This is a genomic window from Pseudomonas sp. R1-7 (assembly GCF_051132105.1).
Classification (GTDB): domain Bacteria; phylum Pseudomonadota; class Gammaproteobacteria; order Pseudomonadales; family Pseudomonadaceae; genus Aquipseudomonas.
In genome coordinates, this window is the sequence record NZ_CP071661.1 from 3,844,139 (window position 1) to 3,867,263 (window position 23,125).

General features: G+C 60.6%; 22 protein-coding genes. 7 read left to right on the top strand and 15 right to left on the bottom strand.

Annotated features, from left to right (window positions below; genetic code table 11):
- Positions 1-121 precede the first annotated feature (121 nt).
- Complete coding sequence (gene nhaR / locus J3P79_RS17155) at positions 122-1,018, top strand: transcriptional activator NhaR (protein WP_434604472.1); 897 nt, start codon at positions 122-124, stop codon at positions 1,016-1,018.
- Here nhaR and J3P79_RS17160 read toward each other — a convergent pair.
- Positions 1,015-2,175, bottom strand: a complete 1,161-nt coding sequence (locus J3P79_RS17160; RefSeq protein ID WP_434604475.1) for an MFS transporter — start codon at positions 2,173-2,175, stop codon at positions 1,015-1,017. The genes nhaR and J3P79_RS17160 overlap by 4 nt on opposite strands.
- 280 nt (positions 2,176-2,455) lie before the next feature.
- Between J3P79_RS17160 and sstT the strand changes: the two genes are divergently transcribed.
- Positions 2,456-3,688 (top strand): serine/threonine transporter SstT, encoded by a 1,233-nt coding sequence (gene sstT / locus J3P79_RS17165; RefSeq protein WP_434604478.1) that lies wholly within the window; start codon positions 2,456-2,458, stop codon positions 3,686-3,688.
- Positions 3,689-3,777: 89 nt separating this feature from the next.
- On the opposite strand, the gene J3P79_RS17170 is transcribed toward sstT, so the two are convergent.
- Positions 3,778-4,287: a DUF1993 domain-containing protein gene (locus J3P79_RS17170; RefSeq protein ID WP_434604480.1), complete on the bottom strand. Its 510-nt coding sequence runs from the start codon at positions 4,285-4,287 to the stop codon at positions 3,778-3,780.
- Between the two features lie 129 nt (positions 4,288-4,416).
- Here J3P79_RS17170 and J3P79_RS17175 point away from each other — a divergent pair, with 129 nt between their 5' ends.
- Positions 4,417-5,064: a YceH family protein gene (locus J3P79_RS17175; RefSeq protein WP_434604482.1), complete on the top strand. Its 648-nt coding sequence runs from the start codon at positions 4,417-4,419 to the stop codon at positions 5,062-5,064.
- A 6-nt stretch (positions 5,065-5,070) separates the two neighbouring features.
- Here the strand turns inward: J3P79_RS17175 and J3P79_RS17180 are convergent, their stop codons facing one another.
- Entirely contained in the window at positions 5,071-5,892 is an 822-nt protein-coding gene (locus J3P79_RS17180) for a shikimate 5-dehydrogenase (protein ID WP_434604485.1), read from the bottom strand.
- A 246-nt stretch (positions 5,893-6,138) separates the two neighbouring features.
- Here J3P79_RS17180 and J3P79_RS17185 point away from each other — a divergent pair, with 246 nt between their 5' ends.
- Positions 6,139-6,489, top strand: a complete 351-nt coding sequence (locus J3P79_RS17185; RefSeq protein WP_039589121.1) for a hypothetical protein — start codon at positions 6,139-6,141, stop codon at positions 6,487-6,489.
- 88 nt (positions 6,490-6,577) lie between these two features.
- Here J3P79_RS17185 and J3P79_RS17190 read toward each other — a convergent pair whose 3' ends face one another.
- The 6 genes from J3P79_RS17190 to J3P79_RS17215 all read right to left on the bottom strand — a co-directional run bounded on the left by J3P79_RS17190 (position 6,578) and on the right by J3P79_RS17215 (position 15,296).
- The gene (locus J3P79_RS17190; RefSeq protein WP_039589120.1) at positions 6,578-8,098 is read right to left on the bottom strand and encodes a nucleobase:cation symporter-2 family protein; all 1,521 of its coding nucleotides are present in this window, start codon (positions 8,096-8,098) and stop codon (positions 6,578-6,580) included.
- 139 nt (positions 8,099-8,237) lie between these two features.
- Positions 8,238-9,059 (bottom strand): arylamine N-acetyltransferase family protein, encoded by an 822-nt coding sequence (locus J3P79_RS17195; protein WP_434604488.1) that lies wholly within the window; start codon positions 9,057-9,059, stop codon positions 8,238-8,240.
- A gap of 117 nt (positions 9,060-9,176) precedes the next feature.
- Positions 9,177-9,971, bottom strand: a complete 795-nt coding sequence (gene xth / locus J3P79_RS17200; protein ID WP_434604490.1) for an exodeoxyribonuclease III — start codon at positions 9,969-9,971, stop codon at positions 9,177-9,179.
- 70 nt (positions 9,972-10,041) lie between these two features.
- A complete protein-coding gene (locus J3P79_RS17205) occupies positions 10,042-12,618 on the bottom strand; it encodes a bifunctional diguanylate cyclase/phosphodiesterase (protein ID WP_434604493.1) in 2,577 nt (858 codons plus the stop codon).
- A 211-nt stretch (positions 12,619-12,829) separates the two neighbouring features.
- Positions 12,830-14,401 (bottom strand): sensor domain-containing diguanylate cyclase, encoded by a 1,572-nt coding sequence (locus tag J3P79_RS17210; protein ID WP_434604495.1) that lies wholly within the window; start codon positions 14,399-14,401, stop codon positions 12,830-12,832.
- A 235-nt stretch (positions 14,402-14,636) separates the two neighbouring features.
- Complete coding sequence (locus J3P79_RS17215) at positions 14,637-15,296, bottom strand: ribonuclease T2 family protein (protein ID WP_434604498.1); 660 nt, start codon at positions 15,294-15,296, stop codon at positions 14,637-14,639.
- Between the two features lie 275 nt (positions 15,297-15,571).
- On the opposite strand from J3P79_RS17215, the gene J3P79_RS17220 reads away from it, so the two are divergent.
- Entirely contained in the window at positions 15,572-16,723 is a 1,152-nt protein-coding gene (locus tag J3P79_RS17220; RefSeq protein ID WP_434604500.1) for a mechanosensitive ion channel family protein, read from the top strand.
- Between the two features lie 87 nt (positions 16,724-16,810).
- Positions 16,811-17,290: a hypothetical protein gene (locus J3P79_RS17225; RefSeq protein WP_434604502.1), complete on the top strand. Its 480-nt coding sequence runs from the start codon at positions 16,811-16,813 to the stop codon at positions 17,288-17,290.
- A gap of 32 nt (positions 17,291-17,322) precedes the next feature.
- Here J3P79_RS17225 and J3P79_RS17230 read toward each other — a convergent pair whose 3' ends face one another.
- Together J3P79_RS17230 and J3P79_RS17235 are read right to left on the bottom strand one after the other, a co-directional pair.
- On the bottom strand, positions 17,323-17,565 hold the full coding sequence (locus tag J3P79_RS17230) for a hypothetical protein (protein WP_434604504.1): 243 nt from the start codon (positions 17,563-17,565) through the stop codon (positions 17,323-17,325).
- Between the two features lie 109 nt (positions 17,566-17,674).
- On the bottom strand, positions 17,675-18,898 hold the full coding sequence (locus J3P79_RS17235; protein WP_434604507.1) for an MFS transporter: 1,224 nt from the start codon (positions 18,896-18,898) through the stop codon (positions 17,675-17,677).
- A 241-nt stretch (positions 18,899-19,139) separates the two neighbouring features.
- Between J3P79_RS17235 and J3P79_RS17240 the strand changes: the two genes are divergently transcribed.
- On the top strand, positions 19,140-20,057 hold the full coding sequence (locus J3P79_RS17240; RefSeq protein ID WP_434604509.1) for an AraC family transcriptional regulator N-terminal domain-containing protein: 918 nt from the start codon (positions 19,140-19,142) through the stop codon (positions 20,055-20,057).
- Positions 20,058-20,086: 29 nt separating this feature from the next.
- Here the strand turns inward: J3P79_RS17240 and J3P79_RS17245 are convergent, their stop codons facing one another.
- From J3P79_RS17245 to J3P79_RS17260, 4 genes are all read right to left on the bottom strand, one after another.
- Positions 20,087-20,308: a LysR substrate-binding domain-containing protein gene (locus J3P79_RS17245; protein WP_434604511.1), complete on the bottom strand. Its 222-nt coding sequence runs from the start codon at positions 20,306-20,308 to the stop codon at positions 20,087-20,089.
- 276 nt (positions 20,309-20,584) lie between these two features.
- Entirely contained in the window at positions 20,585-20,860 is a 276-nt protein-coding gene (locus tag J3P79_RS17250; protein ID WP_434604513.1) for a hypothetical protein, read from the bottom strand.
- A gap of 184 nt (positions 20,861-21,044) precedes the next feature.
- Positions 21,045-21,896, bottom strand: a complete 852-nt coding sequence (locus J3P79_RS17255; protein WP_434604515.1) for a TIGR03915 family putative DNA repair protein — start codon at positions 21,894-21,896, stop codon at positions 21,045-21,047.
- Complete coding sequence (locus tag J3P79_RS17260) at positions 21,887-23,107, bottom strand: putative DNA modification/repair radical SAM protein (protein WP_434604517.1); 1,221 nt, start codon at positions 23,105-23,107, stop codon at positions 21,887-21,889. The genes J3P79_RS17255 and J3P79_RS17260 overlap by 10 nt, the downstream gene beginning before the upstream one ends.
- Positions 23,108-23,125: the final 18 nt, after the last annotated feature.

Below are 23,125 nucleotides of genomic sequence, written 5' to 3' on the forward strand. Positions count from 1 at the left end.
GAGAATAGACGGAGCCCAAAAGATGGCTCACCGATGGCCCGGGATTCTAGAGACGTAAATACTTCAGGAAAATTCGTATTTTCAGCGGCTATACTTCGATTTTTACGAAGTGGTGCGCGCCATGCTCAATTATCGACAGCTGCATTATTTCTGGGTGGTGGCGAAAACCGGCAGCATCGTGCGGGCCTGCGAGCAACTGAACCTGACCCCGCAAACCATCAGCGGACAGATTTCACTGTTCGAACAGACCTACAACATCAAGCTGTTCCGCCGCGTCGGACGCCAGTTGGAGCTGACGGAGGCCGGCCGTCAGACGTTGCCTTACGCCGAGCACATGTTCCAACTGGGCGGTGAGTTGGAGCTGATGCTGCGGGCCCAACCCAACGAGCAGCAAACGCTGTTCCGGGTTGGGGTGGCGGACGTCGTACCCAAGTCCATCGTCTATCGTTTGCTGGCACCGACCATGGAATTGAGCGAGCCGCTGCGCATCACCTGTCGAGAAGACAAGCTCGAACGGCTGTTGGCGGACCTGGCCATCCAGCGCCTGGACCTGGTGATATCCGACAGCCCGATGCCAAGCCATCTGGACATCAAGGGCTACAGCCAGAAATTGGGGGAATGCGGGATCAGCTTTTTTGCCACCCCGGCACTGGCCGACCGTCATGGACAGGATTTCCCCCAGGGCCTGCACGACGCCCCGCTGCTGATTCCCGGGCCGGAGACGGTCGTGCGCAGCCGACTGCAACGCTGGTTCGCCGAGCAACAGATCCAGCCGCGCATCGTCGGTGAGTTCGATGACAGCGCGCTGATGCAGGCGTTTGGGCAATCAGGCAGCGGGATTTTCATCGGTCCCAGCGTGATCGCCGAAGAGGTCCAGCAGCAATACGGCGTGCAGGTGATCGGCCAGACCGATGCCGTGAGCGAGTCGTTCTACGCTATTTCAGTGGAGCGCAAGGTCAGCCATCCGGGCATCGTCGCGATCGCCGAAGGGGCGCGCCGCGAACTGTTCAGCGTTTAGCGCTGCGCGCAGGCGGCACGTGGCTTGAAGGTCATCAGCAATAGCGCCAGCAGGATCGACACCAGAATGAACCCGGCCGCGGCAAAACCGACCTTGCCCAGCCCGAGGGTATCGATGACCCGCCCACCTACCATCGCCCCGAGGCCGATTCCCAGGTTCGCACCCGCGATATTCAGCGACGCGGCAAACGCCGGTGCCTCTGGCGCGGCCTTCATCAGCCGCACATGGCTGACCAAAAACAGCGCGGCCTGGGTCACGCCCCATATGCCCAACGCGGCAGCCAGCCCCAGGGTCGAATGGATGCTTGGCACCAGTGCGACCATGCCGCCGATCATAAACAGGCAGAACACCATCGAGGCGATCAACGGATGCCGGTCTACCGCTCGACCACCCAGGGAGTTGCCCAGCAGGCCCACGGCGCCAAAGCCCATCAGACACCAGCCTACAAGCGTGCCGTCGAAACCGGCCAGGCGTTCAAGGATATCCGCGAGGTAGGTGTAAGCGGTGAACATACCGCTGAACACCAGGATCGACAGCAGCACATGACCCTGCATCAACGGGCTGTGCAAGATTTTGAATTGCGAGCGCAAGCTCACCTGATGCTGGTGCAGGTCGGTCTTTGGCAGGTAGATAAACAACAACAGTGCCTTTGCGAACGAAATGACTGCCAGGATTGCAAAAGCGCTTCGCCAGCCGAATGCATCGCTGATCAGCGTACCCACCGGGATGCCGAACACCGTGGCGCAGACGATGCCGAAGCCTATCCGGGCGATCGCCCGTCCGGCGAACTGCGGCCCGACGATGTCCACCGCTGTTTCACTGGCCAACGCCCAGAACACCGGCAGGCCCAGCGCGGGAATCAGCCGGGCAACGGCCATTACCCAGATATTGGGCGCCAACGCTGCCAGGGCGTTGGCCAAACCGAACATCACGAGCACGCTGATAAACAATTTTCGCCGCTCAACCCGAGCGAACCAAGCGGTCAGGAACGGCCCGAACGCCGCGACGGTAAACGCAAACAAAGTCACCAGCAGCCCGGCCTGGGGGACGGTGACGTGCAAGTCGCGAGCGATGGAAGGCAGCAGGCCAACGATGATGAATTCCGTGGTCAGCACCGTGAAACCGGCGGCGGACAGCAGGAAAATGGGCAACAGCATGCGGAACTCCGAAAAACGACGACACCAGCGATAGCCAAAGGCTCGCTGGAGGGATTGAAAAGGTGAGTAGGACAAAGCCTACCAGAATGTGCCCGTCAGAAAAACGCGCTCAAACATGCGGTGACGGATCGTCACAGGTCCGTCAGATTTTTCGTCGGGCTGTGATAAAGTCCGCGACCTGCAAAAACGCTCTACCTTCTTTCGGTCCCGTCCAAGTGGCCTGCCGGCTCGTTGCCCCGTTCGGTTGACCGTTACACATAAAAAAATCAGAGATACCGTTATGACAGCTGTCTCCCCTTCTCTATTGCACCGCCTCAAACGCACTGGCCTGGTCACGCAGATCGTTATTGGCCTGATCGCCGGTATCGTCCTGGCATGGCTGGCGCCGGACCTGGCGAAATCCACTGAGTTCATCGGCAAGGTTTTCGTATCCGCGCTGAAGGCGGTAGCACCGATCCTGGTGTTCGTGCTGGTCATGGCGTCGATCGCCAACCATAAGCATGGCCAGGAAACCCACATCCGGCCGATCCTGTTCCTTTATCTGCTGGGTACCTTCGCGGCCGCCGTGGTCGCGGTCATTGCCAGCACGCTGTTTCCCTCCAGCCTGGTGCTGAGCGCGCAGGACGTCGCGATCACCGCGCCAGGTGGCATCAGCGAAGTGCTGCAAAGCCTGGCCCTGAGCGTCGTCGACAACCCCGTCCGTGCGTTGATGACCGGTAACTTCATCGGCATCCTGGCCTGGGCCATCGGCATGGGCATCGCCATTCGCCACGCCGGCCAAACCACGCGCACCGTCCTTGAAGACTTGTCCAACGGCGTGACCGTGATCGTGCGCCTGGTGATCCGCTTCGCCCCGCTGGGGATTTTCGGACTGGTGGCTTCGACTCTCGCCACTTCCGGCTTCAGTGCCCTGCTCGGCTATCTGCATCTGTTGATCGTATTGGTCGGCTGCATGCTGTTCGTGGCACTGGTGATCAACCCGCTCATCGTGTTCTGGAAGCTGCGTCGCAACCCGTACCCGCTGGTGTTTACCTGCCTGCGTGAAAGTGGCATCACCGCATTCTTCACCCGTAGCTCCGCGGCGAACATCCCGGTGAACCTGGAATTGAGCAAGCGCCTCGGCCTGCATGAGGATACTTACTCGGTTTCGATCCCGTTGGGCGCAACCATCAACATGGCCGGCGCGGCTATCACCATCACGGTCCTGACGCTGGCCGCCGTCCACACCCTGGGCATCGTGGTGGATGTTCCCACGGCCGTGCTGCTGAGTGTCGTTGCCGCCGTCTGCGCCTGCGGTGCTTCCGGGGTCGCGGGCGGGTCGCTGCTGCTGATTCCGCTGGCGTGCAGCCTGTTTGGCATTCCCAGCGAAATCGCCATGCAAGTGGTCGCGGTGGGCTTCATCATCGGGGTACTGCAGGATTCGGCTGAAACCGCGTTGAATTCGTCCACCGATGTCTTGTTCACGGCAGCGGCTTGCCTGGGCGAAGAAGAGCGGGCGCGGCGTACAGCCTAAGCAATGCGCCGACTTTAGGGCCGTCATCGAACAGCCACAAAAAAGCCCGGAACGGCCACACCGTTCCGGGCTTTTTCATGCTTGCGGGTTTAGAACGCGCCCATGTAATCGCGCTTGCCCACTTCCACACCGTTATGACGCAGCAAGGCATACGCAGTGGTCACGTGGAAGAAAAACTGCGGCAAGCCGTAGGTCAGCAGGTAGTTCTGGCCCGTGAAGCGTTTTTCCTTCGGCGTGCCCGGGCGGGTCACGATCTCGATGCCTTCCTTGCCGTCGATCTGCTCGGCACTGATGCCGTCAATGAAAGCCAGCACCTTGGCGATCAGTGCTTGCAGCTCAGCGAAGGTGGTCTCGCTGTCGTCATACTTCGGCACTTCAATCTCGGCCAGGCGCGCGGACACGCCCTTGGCGAAGTCCACGGCAATCTGCACCTGGCGTACCAACGGGAACATGTCCGGGAACAGGCGCGCTTGCAAGAGCGCATTCGGATCGATGTTTTTCGAGGTGGCGTGGGCTTCGGCCTTGTTCAAGACATCGCTCAGGGCGTTGAGCATCTGCTTGAAAACCGGGACGGAGGCGGCGTACAGGGAAATAGTCATGGCGATCTCATGGAATGGTAGAAGGAGGTGAATCAAACGTGGGCGATTATAGCCACGGCTTGTTGCGCACCTTGTCTTTTATTGCGCAAGGATTACGCTAGGCGCCTTCCACAGCATAGGGAACGCGCGATGAGCATCGAAGAACAAGGCCCGGCCGAAGAACCGCGGCTCAACAGCACGGAAATCCGCATTCTCGGCGCCCTGATCGAAAAGCAGGCCACCAATCCCGAGACCTACCCTCTCACCCTGAACGCACTGGTACTGGCCTGCAACCAGAAAACCAGTCGCGAACCCGTGATGAACCTCAATCCGGGACAAGTCGGCCAAAGCCTGCGGGCGCTGGAGGGACGGGGTTTTACCCGATTGGTAATGGGCAGCCGCGCCGACCGCTGGGAGCACCGTGTCGATAAGGCACTGGAATTGGTGCCAGCCCAAGTGATCCTGATGGGGTTGCTGTTCTTGCGCGGGCCGCAAACCGTCAACGAACTGTTGACCCGCAGCGGTCGCATGCATGATTTCGAGGACACCGAACAGGTGGTGCACCAGCTGGAGCGCCTGATCGCTCGTGGCTTGGCGCTGTTGGTGCCACGCCAGGCCGGCCAACGCGAAGACCGTTATGTGCACGCCATGGGCGACCCGGCGGACATCGAGGCGATCCTCGCCGCGCGTCACCAGCCGGCCGAACGCAGCGCCGCGGGCGGCGTATCGCTGGAACGTATCGAAGAACTCGAAGCGCGAATCGCGGCGCTGGAAGAGCGGCTGGCACGGCTGGAATAACGGCGCTTACCCGGCCCGGGCAAATGTTACGGCTTTGTCGAACTGTTCCAGGTCGGGGCGCACACCGGTGTAAAGGACAAACTGCTCCAGGGCTTGGATCGCAATGACCTCCAGCCCTGTGATCACCCGCTTGCCTTGCGCCCGGGCGCGCACGATCAATGGTGTTTCCGAAGGAATCGCCACGACATCGAATACGGTCTCGGCCGCAGCGATGGCGGCGGGCTCGAATGCCAGCTGGTCCGCTTCCGCACCGCCGGTCATGCCGATTGGCGTGACGTTGATCAGCATTTGTGGGCGCCGATCACCCAGTTCGGCTTGCCATTCGTAACCCAACGAATCGGCGAGGGCCCGGCCGGTGGTTTCGTTGCGAGCCACGATCAAGCCATTTTTGTAGCCGCCGTCCCGCAAGGCGCTGGCGACTGCCTTGGCCATGCCACCGCTGCCGCGCAGGGCAAACGTGGATTCCTTGGGCACGGCATGGTGCTGCAACAGTTGCGCGATGGCGATGTAGTCGGTGTTGTACGCTTTCAAATGACCGTTGGTGTTGACGATGGTGTTGATCGACTGGATAGCCGCGGCGGAAGGATCCAGTTCATCGACCAAGGCAATGCAGGCCTCCTTGAATGGCATCGACACACCGCACCCACGGATGCCCAGGGCGCGGATACCGCCGACGGCGCCGGGTAGATCCTGGCTGGTGAACGCCTTGTAATAGAAATTCAGCCCCAACTGCTCATACAAGTGATTGTGGAAACGCAGGCCGAAATTACCCGGGCGTCCCGATAGCGACATGCATAGCTGGGTGTCTTTGTTGGGGTTCATCTGCATGTTGGTCTCCTTCGAACCAGTTTCGGATGGACGGGCGTGCTGTCCCGACCAGTTCATTCGATGATCAGACACCGGGCGCAGCGAGCCGACTCGGCATTCTGTAAAAAAAATCCGCCACAGACCTTACACAATATTTACCCAACGGCGTCGTAAATCCTGGGAAAATCACTGTCAGAGCAAGTATCCCCGCGCCCCTACTCGGGTCTGCTACAGGCCATAGGCGCCGGGCCGGAACGAGGAAACGCCATGAAACGCAAACTCCCCATCATCGCCCTGCTCGTGGGGGCACTCGCGGTCACCGGCCAGGCATCCGCCCATGGTCGCGGTGGTTGGGAGGGGCCCGCAGTGTTCGGCGCCATCGTCGGCTCTGCCATTGTCGGCTCCGCGCTCATCAACCGTGACCGGCCGGTGTACGTCCAGCAACCGGTCTACGTGCAGCCACAGCCGGTCTACGTGCAGCAGCCTCCGCCGGTCTATTACCAGCCGCAGCCGGTGTACATCGAGCAACCGATCTACTATCGCCCGGCCCCGGTGTATTACGGCCCACCGAGGGGCTATTACTACGGTCCACCACGTGGGCACTACGGCCGCTGGTAAACGGCGCCCTTGCGCGAAACAAAAAAGCAGCCTGTGATCGATGATCACAGGCTGCTTTTTCATTGGGTCAAAATGCCCGTTGCAGGGTCTAGACGTGCTCGCTGCTTTTCAATCGCACCGGGCCATGTTCCGCGGTCGGATGGTCAGGCGCGGCCACCACGGGAATTTCATTGCCATCGCAGTCGTGCAACTTGCCGTCGCTGAAATAATCCCCCTCGCGCAGCGCCGCCAGATCCTGATAACGCAGCACCCGTTCGGTGCCGGCGGCGAATACCGATTGTTGATCGGAGTTGCCGGCGGTGAAGTGGTTGAAGGCCAGGTTCAGCACGATAGCCATGATGGCCGATGAACTGATACCGGAATGGAAGATCGTCGCGAACCAGCTCGGGAAATGGTCGTAGAAATTCGGCGCGGCGATCGGGATCATGCCGAAGCCGATGGAGGTCGCGACGATGATCAGGTTGACGTTGTTGCGGTAATCGACCTTCGACAGCGTGCGGATACCGCTGGCGGCGACGGTACCGAACAGCACGATACCGGCGCCGCCGAGCACTGAAGTCGGCACGGCGGCGATCACGCGTCCCATGAACGGCAACAGCCCGAGCACCACGAGGAACACCCCGCCCGTTGCCACCACGAAACGACTCTTGATCCCGGTCACGGCCACCAGTCCAACGTTCTGGGCAAAGGCGCTCTGGGTGAACGACCCGAAGATCGGCGCGATCATGCTCGACAGCATGTCGGCCCGCAAGCCGTTGCCCAGGCGTCGGGAGTCGACCTTGGTGTCGATGATCTCCCCCACCGCCAGGATATCGGCCGAGGTTTCCACCAGCGTCACCATGATCACAATGCACATCGACAGGATTGCGGCGATATGAAAGGTCGGCATGCCAAAGTGAAACGGTGTCGGGAAGCCGAACATCGGGCCTTCACCCACCGATGAAAAATCCGCCATGCCAAGAAACACCGCGATGACCGTACCGATGACCATCGCCAGCAGGATCGAAAGGCGGGAAATCGTCGCGCTGCCCATCTTGCTCAGCACCAGCACCAGCACCAGGGTCACGGCGGCCAGGCCAATGTTGGCCATGCTGCCGAAATCCGGTGCATGGCTGTTCCCACCCATTGCCCAGCGCGCCGCCACGGGCATCAATGTCAGGCCGATGGTGGTGATGACGATGCCGGTAACCAAGGGTGGGAAAAAACGCGTGATGCGGGAAAACACCGGGGTAATCAGCAGGCCGATCAAGGAAGCGGCGATCACCGCGCCGAGGATGGCCTGGAACCCTCCTTCCCCACCGGTGCCGACAATCGCAACCATGGTCGCGACACCGGAAAACGAAACGCCCTGGACCAGTGGCAGTTGGCAACCAAAAAACGGCAGGCCGAGGGTTTGCAACAAAGTCGCCAGTCCTCCTGCGAACAACGAAGCCGCGATCAGCAGACCGATGTCGGCCGCGGACAACCCGGCCGCCTGGCCGATGATCAAGGGCACCGCGACGATGCCTCCGTACATGGTCAACACATGTTGCAGGCCGTAAGCCATATTCGCGCCGACGCCGAGGTTTTCGTCCTCGGGCCGTGGGAGTGAAACATGGGGCGTTTTCATGGTTCGGGGGTTCCCTGTTTTTTGTTATGCGCACACTGTATTCAAAATCCAGGACAAATGTCCATAGAGTTGTATACAACTTGTTGCGCATGCGTCCCGAACAGGGATTGCAATTCCTAAACCAAAACGGCCAAAAACATCACACAAAAAGCCCTTCAATCGCAGGGCGCAGTAATTCCCGGGGTGGTACGGTGAGGCTGAACTCGGTTTCCACCAGCGCGATCAGCTCATCGGCGTCGCTGATGGTGCGTCGTTCGCTTTCATGTCCAATCCGGTGCACGGCATAGCTGTTGCCATTGAGCGTCTTGCGTATTCCATCACCCGTGCGGGCGACCATCAGCCTCCCCATGAATGGCGACTCGGGGTGGGAGCAGACGTACCAATTGCCGACGGTGTAATCGATTTCCTCCTGGCGTTGCAGGTCGAAGAGGTACATCGGGCGCCATTCATCGCCGACCTGGGCGCGCAGCATGTAGCCGTCCTGGTTGATGTCGATGCGATACGGCTCGTGAGGCGTGGGCTGGGCATCGCGGTTATCCAGCAAGAGCGGCGCGGTGGGCACCATGCCGCCGAAGCCGACGTCGGTGACATAGCGCACCCCATCCAGCGTCACCACGCTCAAGCGATGGGTACGCGCGGGCCAGGCGCCCTCCGGTGCGTTCATTACGACGCGTCCGGTGATGCCTCGGACATCGAAGCCCAGCGCCTGCAGCAACGCCAGGAACAATTGATTGAGTTCGTAGCAATAACCGCCACGACCTTGTTCGAAGACCTTTCGCTCGACCGACTCCAGATCGATGGGCACAGGCTGGCGCAGCAGCGTCGAGAGGGTCTCGAAGGGAAACTCGGCCGTATGGCGCCATTGAAGCTGACGCAGCGTATCCAGCGTGGGAGGCGGCGCCGTGTCGAAACCCAGGCGTCGCAGGTAGCGACCGGGATCGCTCAATCGGGGTTCGCTCATGAGGGGGTATCCTTTCCTGTCAGGGCAGGGCTTTCGGTTAGCTCGCTGCGACTGGGCAGGTATAAGGCATTTCCCTCCTACAGACAAATCTGACAAGGGCCTGGTCCGCTTGAACCGTCAGCGCCGTTTTCGCGAAGACAACCGGATCCAGGTCGGCGCGTGATCGCTGGGATGCTCCTGGTTCCTGACCCAGGCATCCACGCCCGCATCGCTCAGGTAAGCGCTGGCCATCGGGTTGAGCAGCAGGTGATCGATGCGCAGCCCGGAATTTTTCTGCCAGTGCTGGCGAAAATAATCCCAGAAGGTGTAGATCCGCTCCTCCGGATAGAGGTGACGCAAGGAGTCGGTCCACCCCTGCTCCAGCAACCGCTGATAACACTCACGGCTTTCAGGCTGCAGCAGCGCGTCCTTGAGCCAGGAACGCGGGTTATAGATATCCATGTCGGTGGGCACCACATTGTAGTCCCCGGCCAGTACCACCGGATGGTCGCTCGCCTGGAGTGCCTGCGCATACTCGATCAGGCGTTCGAACCATGCCAGCTTGTAGTCGAACTTCGGACCTGGCTGGGGATTGCCATTGGGCAGGTAGAGGCAGCCCACAAGGACGCCATGCACCGCTGCCTCCAGATAACGACTGTGACTGTCGTCCTCTCCTCCTGGCAGCCCGCGTCGGCTCTCCAACGGTTGCGCATCGCGGGCCAGGATCGCCACGCCGTTCCACGACGCCTGGCCATGCCAGATCGATCCGTATCCCGCCGACTCCAGCTCCGCGGCCGGGAAATCCTTGTCCGCAGCCTTGAGCTCCTGCAGACAAGCAATGTCTGGTTTTTCCCGCTCCAGCCATTCCAGCAGGTTAGGTAGCCGCGCCCGAATGCCGTTGATGTTGAAGGTCGCAATCCGCAGGTTCTTCATGGGCGAAAATTTCCTGAATGCCAAGACATAGTTGTGACCGGCGACAGGCCCCGCGGGTTGCAACCGTTGCTCAGGAACCGGTTCGCGGCAACGACTGGCCGCTTTCGAGCAGGTCCGCGAATGCCTGCTTGTCGATTGGCCGGCTGAGGAAATAACCCTGGACTTCGTGACACTCATCCGTGCCCAGTGACCCCAACTGCGCCAAGGTTTCCACGCCCTCCGCCGTGACGGTCAAGCCCATGGCCTTGCCCAGGTTGATGATCGCCTGGACTACCGCCCGGTCGTTGCTGCTGTTGCTCATCGAGGCAATGAAGCGCTTGTCGATCTTGATGCCGTCGAACGGGTACGTGCGCAGGTAACCGAGGGACGAGTAACCGGTACCAAAGTCGTCCATGTTCAAGCGCACCCCCAACTCCTTGAGCGCATTCATCACCTGGAGCGCGCCATCGACGTCGTTCAGCATGACGTTTTCGGTAATCTCCAGTTCGAGGCGACTCGCCGGGAAGTGGGTTTCGATCAATACCTGGCGAACATCCTCGACGACATCACTGCGCTCGAATTGCGCCGGTGACAGGTTGACCGAAACCATCAGCGCTCCCGGCCAGGTCAGCGCGGTCTCACATGCCTCGCGCAGTACCCAGCGTGAGAGCGGGACAATCAGGTCGGTTTGCTCGGCCAGCGGAATAAAGGCATCGGGGCCCAACAGCCCCTGGGTTGGATGTTGCCAGCGTACCAGCGACTCGACCGCGACGATCTCCCGGCCATCGACGGTGTAGCGTGGTTGGAAATGCAGGATGAATTCGTTGTTTTTCACCGCTTGGCGCAGGTCGCTTTCCAGCTGGCGGCGATGCTGGATCTGATCGTTCATGTGCGAGGCGAAATAGCACCAGGTCTTCTTGCCCTCGGACTTGGCCTGGTACAACGCGATGTCGGCGCAGCGGATCAACTCGCCCGGCACGTAGCCTTGGCGTCGGCTCACGGCAATGCCGATGCTCGCGCCAATGTGCAAGGAATGAGACTCGTAGTGGATCGGTTGCTGCAGGCTGTCGATCAGCCGCGTACAGAAACGATCGATTTCCGAGGTATGCTCCACGCCGCTGAGCACCACCACGAACTCATCCCCTCCCAGGCGCGCCACCAGGTCCTGCTCGCGAGTACTGTCACGCAGGCGCTGGGCCACTTCCAGCAACACCGCATCGCCCGCCGGATGGCCCAGCGAATCGTTGATCGGCTTGAAATTGTCCAGGTCCACCATCAGCAGGGCCAATGGCGCCGAATGCTCCTTGGCGATCAACGCGTCGTCCAGATGGCGTGCCAACTTGTTGCGATTCGGCAGGCCGGTCAACGCATCATGCAACGACAAATGCTGGACCTGAGCGTGGGCAGCCACCTCATCGGTGATGTCGCTGGCCGTGCCGCGATAGCCCGTCACGGTCGCCTTGACGTGGATCGGCCGTGCCGACACCCGACAGAATCGCAATTGCCCGGAATGATCTCGGTAAGAGCAACGCAGGTTGCTGGCGTTCTGTTCTTCGACCAGGTTGCCCAGCCAGGAGGCAATCGGCAACGTATCGCAATACAGCAACTGTTCGATCTCCTGGCCCAGCCACTGCTGATCGGAGAACCCGGTGACGGTGTTGAAGCGACCCGACAGATAGGTGATGCGTTGCTGACTGTCGATTTCCCATATCCAGTCGGATGCTGCCTCCGCCACGGCGCGAAAGCGCTCTTCACTGGCCTCAAGCGCCTGTTTCGACCTTTCCAGGCTGTCGTAGCTGGCGTCCACCTGTCGCGCCGTGCGCATGGCATAGCGAAGAAAATAAGCGGTGAGCAACGACAGGATCAGCAGTGCGCCTCCCAACGGTGGCGCCAGCGACCACAGCAGTTGCTGGCCCGGCCGCTCCAGTCGCGAGACCAGGCTGTAGCCGGTATTGTCCAGCGGCACCGCCGGCTGCTCGGGCGCCAATGTGGCGTCTTTTACCAGGTTCAGGTCGGTCAGGCCGTAGCCCTTGCCTAGCTTGCGCAGTTTCACCGGTGTCAATTGGTCGACGAACAGCAGGATCGACGTCCCCTTTGCATCGACCTGGGGACGTTCGTCGTTAGGCACGATCACCGAAGCCGTGACGACGGCCGGCCAGCCCTCGAACAAGGTGTAGCGGATCATCGGCCTCGTCAGGTCTGGTTGTGCCTGGAGCTCGTCCACGAGTTTCTTCAGCGGCGCGTCCATGTAGGCCGCCGCCTCTGCCTGCACATGCTGCCCCCGCACGACCGCATATTTGGTGCGCTCCCGGTCGACGACAAACACACCCTCGTATTCATCATTGGTGAAAAGGGTCTTGCCCATGTTCTGGTCGGCATAGGCCCACTGCACATTGACCTCGTCGTTGAGGTGCTCGTAGGCAGTGGTCCAGAACGCGTAGCTGGTGATGTAGTTTTTCGAGGCGGTGATGCGATTATCGAGGGCACGCTCGATGTAGAAGCGAGTCTCGTCCACATCTTGCGCATCCAGCTTTTGCGCAATATTGAACAGCGCGGCGACGGCTACCAGCACACCCAGGACAAACAGCCCGCCGAGGGCCGCCACCAGGCGACGAGTGATTGGCGTATGACGCGAGACATCAGAGGGGGTATCGGCAGTGGTATCCATTGACCTGCTCCTATCCTTTCGGCCCTTTCGGCGCGCGGGCTTCGTCGTGCAAGCAGCACCGCGTCAAGTGCATTCGACCGTTGCGTTTTCCTAACCTTAGCAGCCACCGCCCAGCCAAATGAGGGGCCCACAAGATTTGACGAAAGGGCCTACGCCTCGCCTGCATGATGAGCAATGGACCGTCAGCCGCCGCCGATGATTCCAACGGATCTCACCGATCGGAACGTTCCAACGCATCGAACGCACCTTCCCGGGACAAGGCCGCGACGCAGTTGCGACCGCTGTGCTTGGCCTGATAAAGCGCAGCATCGGCGCGCTGGATAAACACTTCGGTACTGTCCAGGCTGCTGGGCACGAAGGCATAGCAGCCGAGGCTGACCGTCAGGTAGCCGGAGGGCGAAGCCGAGTGGGTTATGTGCTTGTCGATGACGTTGCGGCGGATCTGCTCGGCCAATGCCATGGCGCCGTGCAGGTTGGTGTCGGGCAGCAAGACGGCGAACTCCTCCCCGCCGTAACGCACCGCCAGGTCGGCCTTGCGGTGGCAGCACGCCTTGAGCACCTTGGCCACCTCCGCCAAGCAGTGGTCCCCCGCAACATGCCCATAGGTATCGTTGTAGCGTTTGAAAAAATCGATGTCGAGCATGATCAGGCTCAGAGAGCTGCGCTGACGGGCGCCTCGGCCGAATTCGATGTCCAGGGCGCGTTCGAACAACCGCCTATTCGCCAGGCCGGTCAGGCTGTCGTGGGTAGCGATCAGCTCCAATGCTTCCTGGGCCTTGCGCAAATCCGCCTCGATCCGCTCGCTGTTGCGCACCTGGCGCACGAAGACCCAGCCGAACAGACAGACACCCAACACCACGAGGGCCACGATAAGGCTGGACTGGAAAGCCCTGTCGTACCAGCCCACCAGGATCGCTTGCTCGGACATCGCGGCGGTCACCACCAACGGATAAGCCTGCAAATGCCGGTGCCCATATAGCCTGACGATACCGTCGGAAGATGGCCGAAGATCCGTATCGCCGTCGCCCATGCTGGCGTGCTGGTGCTCGTATACGTACTCATCGGCAAGCGGACGACCGATCTGTGCTTCATCGAAAGGCCGGCGCGCCAGCAACGTACCGTCTGACAACGCCAAGGCCATTTCGCCCCTGTCGTCGATATTGAAGCTCTTAAAGAACTGATCGAAATACGTCATCTTGATGCCCGCCAGCAGCACGCCCTGGAAGTTGCCTTTTTGGTCATTCAATCGACGGGAAACCGGAATGATCCATTCACCGTTCTGTCGACTTCTAACCGCTGGGCCCACGTGGGCTATGAGCGAGGAATTCTGCTGGTGGAACTTGAAATAATCTCGGTCCGCAACCCCTGCGCCCCTGTGCAGGCGTTCGAAAGACGTCACGATCCAATGACCGTTCTTGTCGAACAGGAACAGGCCGTGCAACTGCTCCAACGACTGCACCCGTCGCGCAAAGGTCTGGTGCAAGCGTGGATGTGTCGTGGGACCGAACCCATCGTTCTGAATCCAGTCCGCAAGGCTGGCAAGTACCAGGTCGGCTTGCAGGAACGTGTCCTGGGCCTGTTGGGCCATGGCGCGGGTGAGGTTGGCCGAGGCGATGCCCGCCGACTCCAGGTCATGGCGACGCGATTGCTCCAATTGCAGGTAGAGCAAACCGCAAAGACAAAGGCACACAGCTGCAATGAACGCCACCGCGGCCTTGAGCAACGGCAGGCGCTTCAATGCAGCGCCGGGCGCATGGTTCGGATCATGGATGGGGATAGGCAAGCGAAATCCTGAGGAGGGCAAAAGCATGAGCGAATCGCTCAAAAGCCCCCAATAATCGGGAGCTTAGCGTACCGCTTGGGGGGCGGCAATTTGCCTTTAGGACTAAGTCGATGGATGGCTGGATGGATCCAAAAACACTCGTGTCTTCTGGCCAATATGCCCTTTTGAGCCAAGCAGGACACGACTTTTGGCGAAGCCTGGCGCCTCCGCCAAGAAGTCATGTCTGGTTCGTTTATCAGCGAACCGGCGGGACTCGGATTTCACCCTCTCGGCATTGAGTCTTGACGCCTTTGCCACAACTTGTGAATGCCAGATCCTTGTCCATGCACACCCGAACCTCGGATAATTGTGGTCCTCGGCAAATCACCGCGACACCATCCGGCCCGATGCCTGGATTGCTTTGACGGAATAACCGGACAACTTCCTCGGCTTTGAAATAGTGAGAAGCATTGAAAGGCTGCAACTGAGCGGGAATCTCGACGGCGCCAACGGCCCGATCTGTCACCTCGAGATAGCCCATGGCGCCGAGACCGCTGCACGTGCCGTGCTTGGACCACTCGTGCTCAAGCAATTTGCCGGTTGGAAACAACGTCAGCCCCTTTTCCCGCTCGCCAGCGTTCAACGGTACCCCGGCTGAACAGAATTGCGGCCAACCTCCGCTAGCATATTGTGGCCAGAGGCCATGCAGGACAAAACCATAGCCTTTGCCGGAACATTGCGGGTCGCTCTGGTGAGTAAGACAGAAAGTGGGTGACCAGGACAGCGACAGCACGTAGTAATCGAATACTCCCCCGACCGGTGCGGCCCGGGTTTGGCTTGGCTCGTTGGCAACGCCTGTGCCGATGAAGCCAATCATCAGTACAACCAACATGACCACTGATAAATTTTGTTTCATGACCCCTCCTTGGGACAAGTGTCGAATTGAAGAACTGCAATCCGGCCAGTGATTATTCCAGAAGTTCACACCTCCAATGCTCAACGGACAGCGTTGCTTACAATCAATCATTCGGGCATCTGAATTCCCCATCGCACGCCCGCCACACGGGCCGACAATAAAGTTGAACGGCCCCAGCTTCACATGAACTAACAAAGTTCATGGCCCGGCCCGTGCCTTTGCACTGAATCGGCCAGGGCACAACCTGAACAGCAATGGCACAGGTGAACCGACCCATGGATTCAAGCTCCCTCGAGATTCTTACCGACACCCAACTCCTCGGCATTTCCATCGCCAACTGGCTACTGGCACTCAGCGTGATGACGGTGAGTTTCATTGTCGCCAGGGCCGGCATCGGCTTCCTGTTGAAAAACGTGCGGGCCCGAGCACAGAAGCCCGACGCCTATATCAGTCATATCGCAGTCGAGGTGCTGTCCAGCACCAGCAACACCCTGTTGTTGCTGGCCTCGATTCTCATCGGCATCGGCGTTCTGGACCTGCCGGAGCGCTGGTTGGGCCGGATCAGCAGCCTGTGGTTCGTGGTGGCGGCCCTACAAGTCGGGCTGTGGGCGAACCGAGCGATCGCCCTGTCGCTGATGCACTATTTTGCCCGCCACAGCCACAGCGATATCCATCAGAAAAGTGCCTTGGCCACCTTGAGCCTATGGGGCGCGAAAGTGTTCCTGTGGGCGGTGGTATTGCTGGCGATGCTCTCCAACCTGGGCGTGAACATCACCGCGTTCATTGCCAGCCTCGGCGTCGGCGGCATCGCCGTAGCGCTCGCCGTGCAGAACATTCTCGGCGACCTGTTCGCCTCGCTGTCCATTGCCGTGGACAAACCCTTCGAAGTGGGGGACTTTATCGTGGTCGGCTCGCTGGCCGGTACCGTGGAACATGTCGGCCTGAAGACCACACGCATCCGCAGCCTGGGGGGCGAACAGATCGTCATGGCCAATGCCGGGATGATCAGCACTACCATCCAGAACTACAAGCGCCTGCAAGAGCGCCGGATCGTCTTCGAATTCGCCCTGCCCCAGGAATGTTCGACCGAACAACTTCGGCAAGTACCCGCCATCGTCGAAAACATCATCAAGGCCCAGGAGAAAACCCGCTTCGACCGCGCGCATTTTCGCAGCTTCGGCGAAAGCACGCTGGAATTCGAAACGGTCTACATCGTGCTGGACCCCAGCTATAACGTGTACATGGACATCCAGCAGGCGATCAACCTCGGGATGATGGACGAGTTCGCCAAGATCGGCGTGCGCTTTGCCATGCCGTCCCGCGCCGTGCATGTGGCTTCGTTGCCGGAGATGCCTGAACAATGGGTCAGAGGCAACAGTGAAAGAATGCCGCTACGAGTTGATGCGTCATCCGGCGCCCAGCATTGAGGCTAAATTGCGCTTCCATGACCCACCGCAAAAGCCTCTCCAGCCCCTTCGGCTAAGCTCAACCCATCACCAAGACAGGGAATCGACATGAGCAAGGCAGACGAACTCGCGGCAAAGCTGAGGCAGGCCCAACGCACGCCGGCCGACACCGATAATTGCGCCGATCTGGCGATCGAACATTGGCCTGGCCAGGTGTACGAGCTGTACCGCCAGGTTGAAAGCTGGCTGGCGCCGGTTTGTGAGGCGGGCCTGGTCATCCGACGCAACCCCACCCATGTCTTTGAAAGCCATTCCAGCGGTTCAACGTACAACTATGCCATCGACCAACTGGTGATAGAAGGCAATCACCGCCGCATCTCCCTCGACCCGATCGCCCGTTTCTCCCCCGATGCCGAGGGATGCATCGAAGTCCATATGAAGGGATTGGAACGCTGCATCCTGCGCACGGTGGGCGAACATGGCGAGTCGCGTTGGCATCTGCGGCCAACCGGCCAGCAGAGGCCCGAACCCGTGACGCTGGATGAAGACACTTTCCTGTCGCTCATCGAGGAAGGCTTGGGCCTCTGAGCGAAAACCGGCGATGCAACGCGTCGCCGGCCTTAGAGTGCAGCCGTTTCAAATGCCGCTTCGGGCCCGCGTTTGGTCGGCGTCCCGGCGGGCTTGCCGACGAGGAACGAGAGGGCATTGTCGATCTCATCGGCGGCCCGCTCTGCGTGTCGGGCATCCGCCCAGGTCCAGTATTGTTCGGATACCAGCCCACCCACTGCTTGGGCGCATAACGCGTCGCAACTGATGCCCATCTTTCCCGCCGCTGCAATCACGGCCAGGAGCGCTTGCTCCAAGGGTTGAATTCTTTCGGTAGACACAACTGACCAACTCGGTAGATAACCAGCCTGAAGCTTACCAAGATATCAATATGCCACCAACCGCAGGCGCCCAACGGTTCCTCACTCAACCTGCGGTGCCATATGCCGTGGGGGCGGACGTTTGCGCCGATTGCCGGGCCGTCGCGCGCGCCGCCAGGACCGTCAGTACAGCGGCCACAACCAACACCGCGGCGCTGGTTTCAAAGGTCGCACGATAGCCGCTCACGTCAAACAGAACGCCACCCACCGTAGCACCTGAAGCGATGGCCAGTTGAACGATCGCGACCATCAAACCGCCCCCTGCCTCGGCATTTTCCGGCAACGTCCTGGCCAGCCAGGTCCACCAGCCCACCGGCGCGGCCGTCGCCACCAGGCCCCAGACACCAAGCAGCAGGGCCGTGACGGGCGCGGAACTGCCGAACACCACCAACCCGAGGGCGATCGCCGCCATCAACAGCGGGATGACGATAAGTGTGGGATACAGGCCTTTTTTCAGGAACGCGCCGATCAGGAAGGTGCCGAGCAATCCCGCCAGACCAATCACCAGCAACATCAGCGAGAGCAGCGAGACGTCCACTTGCGTCACGCTCTCCAGGAACGGCCGCAGGTAAGTGAATAACATGAACTGGCCCATGAAGAAGGTGCTGACCGCCAACATGCCCAAGGCAACCGGTGCCCGGGTCATCAACTTGAACGGATTGTCGGCGCCCCGCTTTGCCTGTCTGGGCATCGAAGGCAGGCTAAACAGCAGCCATGCAAGGGCGAGCGCAGCGACAGGCACAATGCAGAAAAACGCACCACGCCAACCGATTATCGCTCCGAGGAAGCTGCCCAACGGGGCGGCCACCACAGTGGCCAAGGCATTGCCGCCGTTGACGATGGCCAACGCGCGAGGGATTTTATCCTCCGGCACCAACCGCATGGCCGTCGCCGCCGACAGCGACCAGAATCCGCCAATCGCAACGCCGATCAATGCGCGCCCGACCATGAAAATCAGGTAACTGGGCGCGAGCGCCGCCACTGTCCCGGAGATGATCATCAACAACGTCAGCGCCGAGAGCAGCCACTTGCGTTCGATTCGGGCCGCAATCGATGCGATGAACAGACTGGTGACCAACGCAAAGGCACCGGAGACGGCGATACCCTGGCCGGCCTGTCCTTCAGTGATCTGGAGATCGGCAGCCACCGGCGTCAGCAGGCTGACGGGCATGAATTCGGACGCAACGAGCGCGAAGGCTGCCAACGACATGGCAAGCACAGCGCCCCACGCTGGCTTGCCCTGTGGTTCTGGTGATGAGGTAGAGGTCATAACAATCCTGAAACTTCTGGAGGGCTCGGAAACCCTTGTGGGAGCATGCTTGCTTGCGATGGCGACGATGACGCCATGAACTGAATCCGATGGGTATTTTCACGAACCGGCGCCGCAGGCCGGTAGAACATTTCGCTGGAGTCCTTGCCCGATCCTGCGAACCCGCCTGTTGCCCATAGGCAACGCTTCGCTTGGCGGGGTAATGTTCTGCCCATAGCTCTCAACCCCGACAGATATCGACATGACCGCCCAAGACAGATCGCCCCAACAGAGGCTCGCCAACCTCATCGGTCACCGCACGACGGGCCCGGGCGACTTTGAAACGCCAATGGCCGGACTTTGTTTTTTCCGCCGCGACGCCCCTGCCCCGCCCATGATCTGCATGATCGAGCCAAGCATCGTCCTCGTCGCCCAAGGGGCGAAACAGGTGTGGATTGGCGGCCAGGCGTACGGGTACGACACCACCCGCTTTCTCATGACGTCACTGGACATGCCCGCGAACTCCGAAGTATTGGCGGCCAGCCCGGAACGGCCCTGCCTGGGGCTGGTCATGCGCCTCGATTTGCGCATGGTGGCGGATCTGGTCGCCCAAGGTTGCGTGGCGCCACGGGTCGAGCGTCCCGTCGGGATTGGTGCGGGAATCGGCACCACTTCCCAGGATTTCCTCGAGCCGTTCGTGCGCCTGCTGGCCCTGCTCGATGAACCCGAAGCGATCCCGGTGCTGGCGCCCCTGATCCAGCGTGAGATCCACTATCGGTTGTTGATGGGCGACCAGGCCGGGCGGCTTAGGCAGATTGCCTCCGTCGACAGCCAGGGTTACCGAATCGCCAAGGCCATCGACTGGTTGAAAATGAACTACACCGGGCCTGTTCGCGTGGACGATCTCGCGGCGCGCGTGCAGATGAGCGCCCCAACCTTCCATCATCATTTCCGCCAGCTCACGGCGATGAGCCCACTGCAATACCAGAAATGGCTGCGCTTGAACGAAGCAAAGCGCCTGATGCTCAACGAGCACCTGGACGTGGCGAGCGCCGCCTACCAGGTGGGCTATGAAAGCCCCTCGCAGTTCAGCCGTGAATACAGCCGACTGTTCGGCGCATCCCCGAAGCGGGACATCGCGGCGGTGCGCAGGCCGGCAGATGTCATGAAATCCGACTGATTCGCGGTGCGCAGGGCGCGTCGTTGCGCTCACCCGCCTGACATCGCCTGGTAGTACTGCGCCATGTAATCCACGATCACTCGAACCTTGGCCGGCAGATGCCGGGCGTGAGGATAAAGCGAGTAGTAGTGCCGCTCCCCAAGGGTGTGCTCAGGCAGGATCCGCACCAACCTTCCCGCCAGCAAGTCATCCTGCACCGTCGCCAGGGTAAACGCAGCAATGCCGCCGCCTGCCAGGGCATAAGCGTGCAAGGCAGTGATGGTGTCTGTATGAAACGTGCCGTGACAGTCCAGGGTGATCGATTCCTCCGGGAATGCTAGGGGTGTGGCCGGTACCCGAACACAGCGTGGGCGGCACAGGACTTGTTTGGGATTTGCACAGGTGAGCCTTGATCAGGGGCGTTGCCGCTCGCTAAAGGACGTCGAAAAAACCGTGGCGAGGGAGCTTGCTCCCGCTCGGCTGCGAAGCAGTCGTGAGGCGTTTTATCCAGCATCAAGGGGCGACCCTTAGTAGGGTCGCCGACTGCATCAAGACGCGAGAATTTGTGCCTGTAAGCGTCGTCCGATCACATCCAGCAAATCACAACCGTCGCGCAGAGGGATTGCCAGCACCTGGGCGAAGTCGTGCAACACGACGGCGTCCGTACCGATTTCGGAACGCATCGCGAGGTTTTCGAGCAGTTGCGTGACAGCGGCGATTCGGCAGGCGGCTGTGTCGTGCAGCACGTCCAGAGGTGCTTCCGTGTCGATCAGAAGGGCGTGGAAATTGTTTTCGATACCGGTGATGGGCATGTAGCGGGACATGGGTGTTTCTCCTGCAGAGTTAGGTGTCCTAGGCTTAAAAGGGCTTCCACACCCTGCCGCTGAATTTGCAGCGACGGAAGGAATTTAACGTGCGGGGCGATTGGCGGATAGTCAGCGGTGAGCGACGCAGTTTGAGGGAAATTTCCGATGGGGCTGTCCGGCGTTGGGTTCGCAGCTTGTTTAGCTATTCGTTAGCGACGGCACCAGCAACTATTCGCTTACCGATTTGCCTTCCCACCTCCAACGCCTGCCCATCCTTCTGCTTCCCCTGCCGCGCCTGCCCCACCAGCTGAGGAATCAAATCCCCTTCCGGCAAGTGCTTCCAGAATCGCCCCGGCATGTGCTGGCGCAACGCGGTGGGGTTGAGCCTCGCCGGGTTGAAGATGTGTCGATAATAGGTGCGCCACAATTCCGCTCCGGGGTCTTCGGCGTGGCGGGCCCATTGTTGCCATTGCTCGGGGCAACGGCGCTGGTAGTCCAGCGAATGCCCATCGAAACGAATGCCGTCGCGGGGCGTTGCGATCAGCCACCGCTGCCGGCCCAGCCGCTCGGCAAAATGCCCGCTCGCGCTTTCAAGGATGTCGTGGGCCGGCTGGTGGAAGGCCACCAGATCCAGTTGCAGTTGTTCGGCGACCGCAGGCGGCAAGGGTATGAAACGCACGAACGCGTGAAGGTGATGGGCTTCGCGGCTGACCTGCTTGATGCGCCGTTGCAACTCGCTGCCCAATCGATCACCGGCGAGCATCGCGGTGCGATCGCCATGGGCGACGCGCCAGAGGACTTCGTACAGCAGGCTCCAGCGTTGGTCGCCCTGGTAGCGACTGGCCTGTTCCAATTGACCCAACAACCCCGCCGGGACGCGCGTCTGGAACGGTCCCGGGCCTTGCGGCAATGGCGCCGGCACGGCCAGCAAGTCGGCCATGGGACCCTGGGCCCAGGTCACGTCGCTGGGGTCGATTCCATGGCCCAACAGTGTTCTGGCCTGATTACGCCAGGTGGCGAAATCCTCATCGCAATCCAGTGCAATCACGCCCACAGCCCCATTTGCACGGGCCGCTGCGGATCACGCAAACGGGCTCGGAGCAAGCCGCTGCGCATCTGCCCTTCAACGGGTCGGTAATCACTGGTCACAATAAACGGACGGGCCTTTTCCAATACGCAACGCAACTGCACCAGGTCGTCGTAGCGAATCCGACGCTCCCTGCGCAGTGTCACCAGGCGCTGGACGCTGCGCAGGCCGATTCCGGGAATGCGCGCGAGCAAGGCCGGCTCGGCTCGGTTGAGGTCGAGTGGAAATACCTCGCGATTGGCCAACGCCCAAGCCAGCTTGGGGTCGATGTCCAGATCCAGGTTGCCGGCTGTGGTCAACAGCTCGCCCGCCTTGTAACCGTAGCCACGCATGAGAAAGTCGGCTTGATACAGCCGGTGCTCGCGCAGCAACGGTGGCGCGGCGAGCGGCACACTGGCGGGGCTCTCGGGGATCGGGCTGAAGGCCGAATAATAGACTCGACGCAAGCCGTAGCCCTGATAGAGCGACTCGGCATTGCTGAGGATGGCATGGTCGTCAGTGGCGTCGGCCCCGACGATCACCTGGGTGCTCTGCCCGGCCGGGGCAAAGCGAGGCGCCCGTGGCTCGCCGGCCACCGCCTGTTGACTCTCGTGGATGGTGCCCATGGCCTGGCGAATCGTCGCCAATTGTTTTTCCGGCGCCAAGCGCTTGAGGCTGACCTCGGAAGACAATTCGATATTCACGCTCAGGCGATCCGCCAGCCGCCCGGCCTCTTCGATCAATAGCGGATCCGCGTCGGGAATGGTCTTGAGGTGGATGTAGCCTCGAAAGTGATGCTTCTCGCGCAGCAACCGCGCCACCCGAACCAGTTGCTCCATGGTGTAGTCGGCCGAGCGAATAATGCCGGAGCTCAGGAACAGGCCGCTGATGCAGTTACGGCGGTAGAAATCCAGGGTCAATCGCACCACTTCTTCGGGTGTGAAACGCGCCCGCGGCACATTGCTCGATCGGCGGTTGACGCAGTACTGGCAGTCGTACAGGCAGAAATTGGTCAACAACACCTTCAGCAGCGACACACAGCGCCCATCCGGCGTGTAGCTGTGGCAGATACCCATGCCATCCGTGGCCCCAAGCCCGTCCCGACCACGCGAACTGCGCTTTGGGGCACCGCTGCTGGCGCAGGACGCGTCATATTTGGCAGCGTCGGCAAGAATGCCGAGCTTGGCGATCAGCTCCATGGAAGACCCTCGAATACT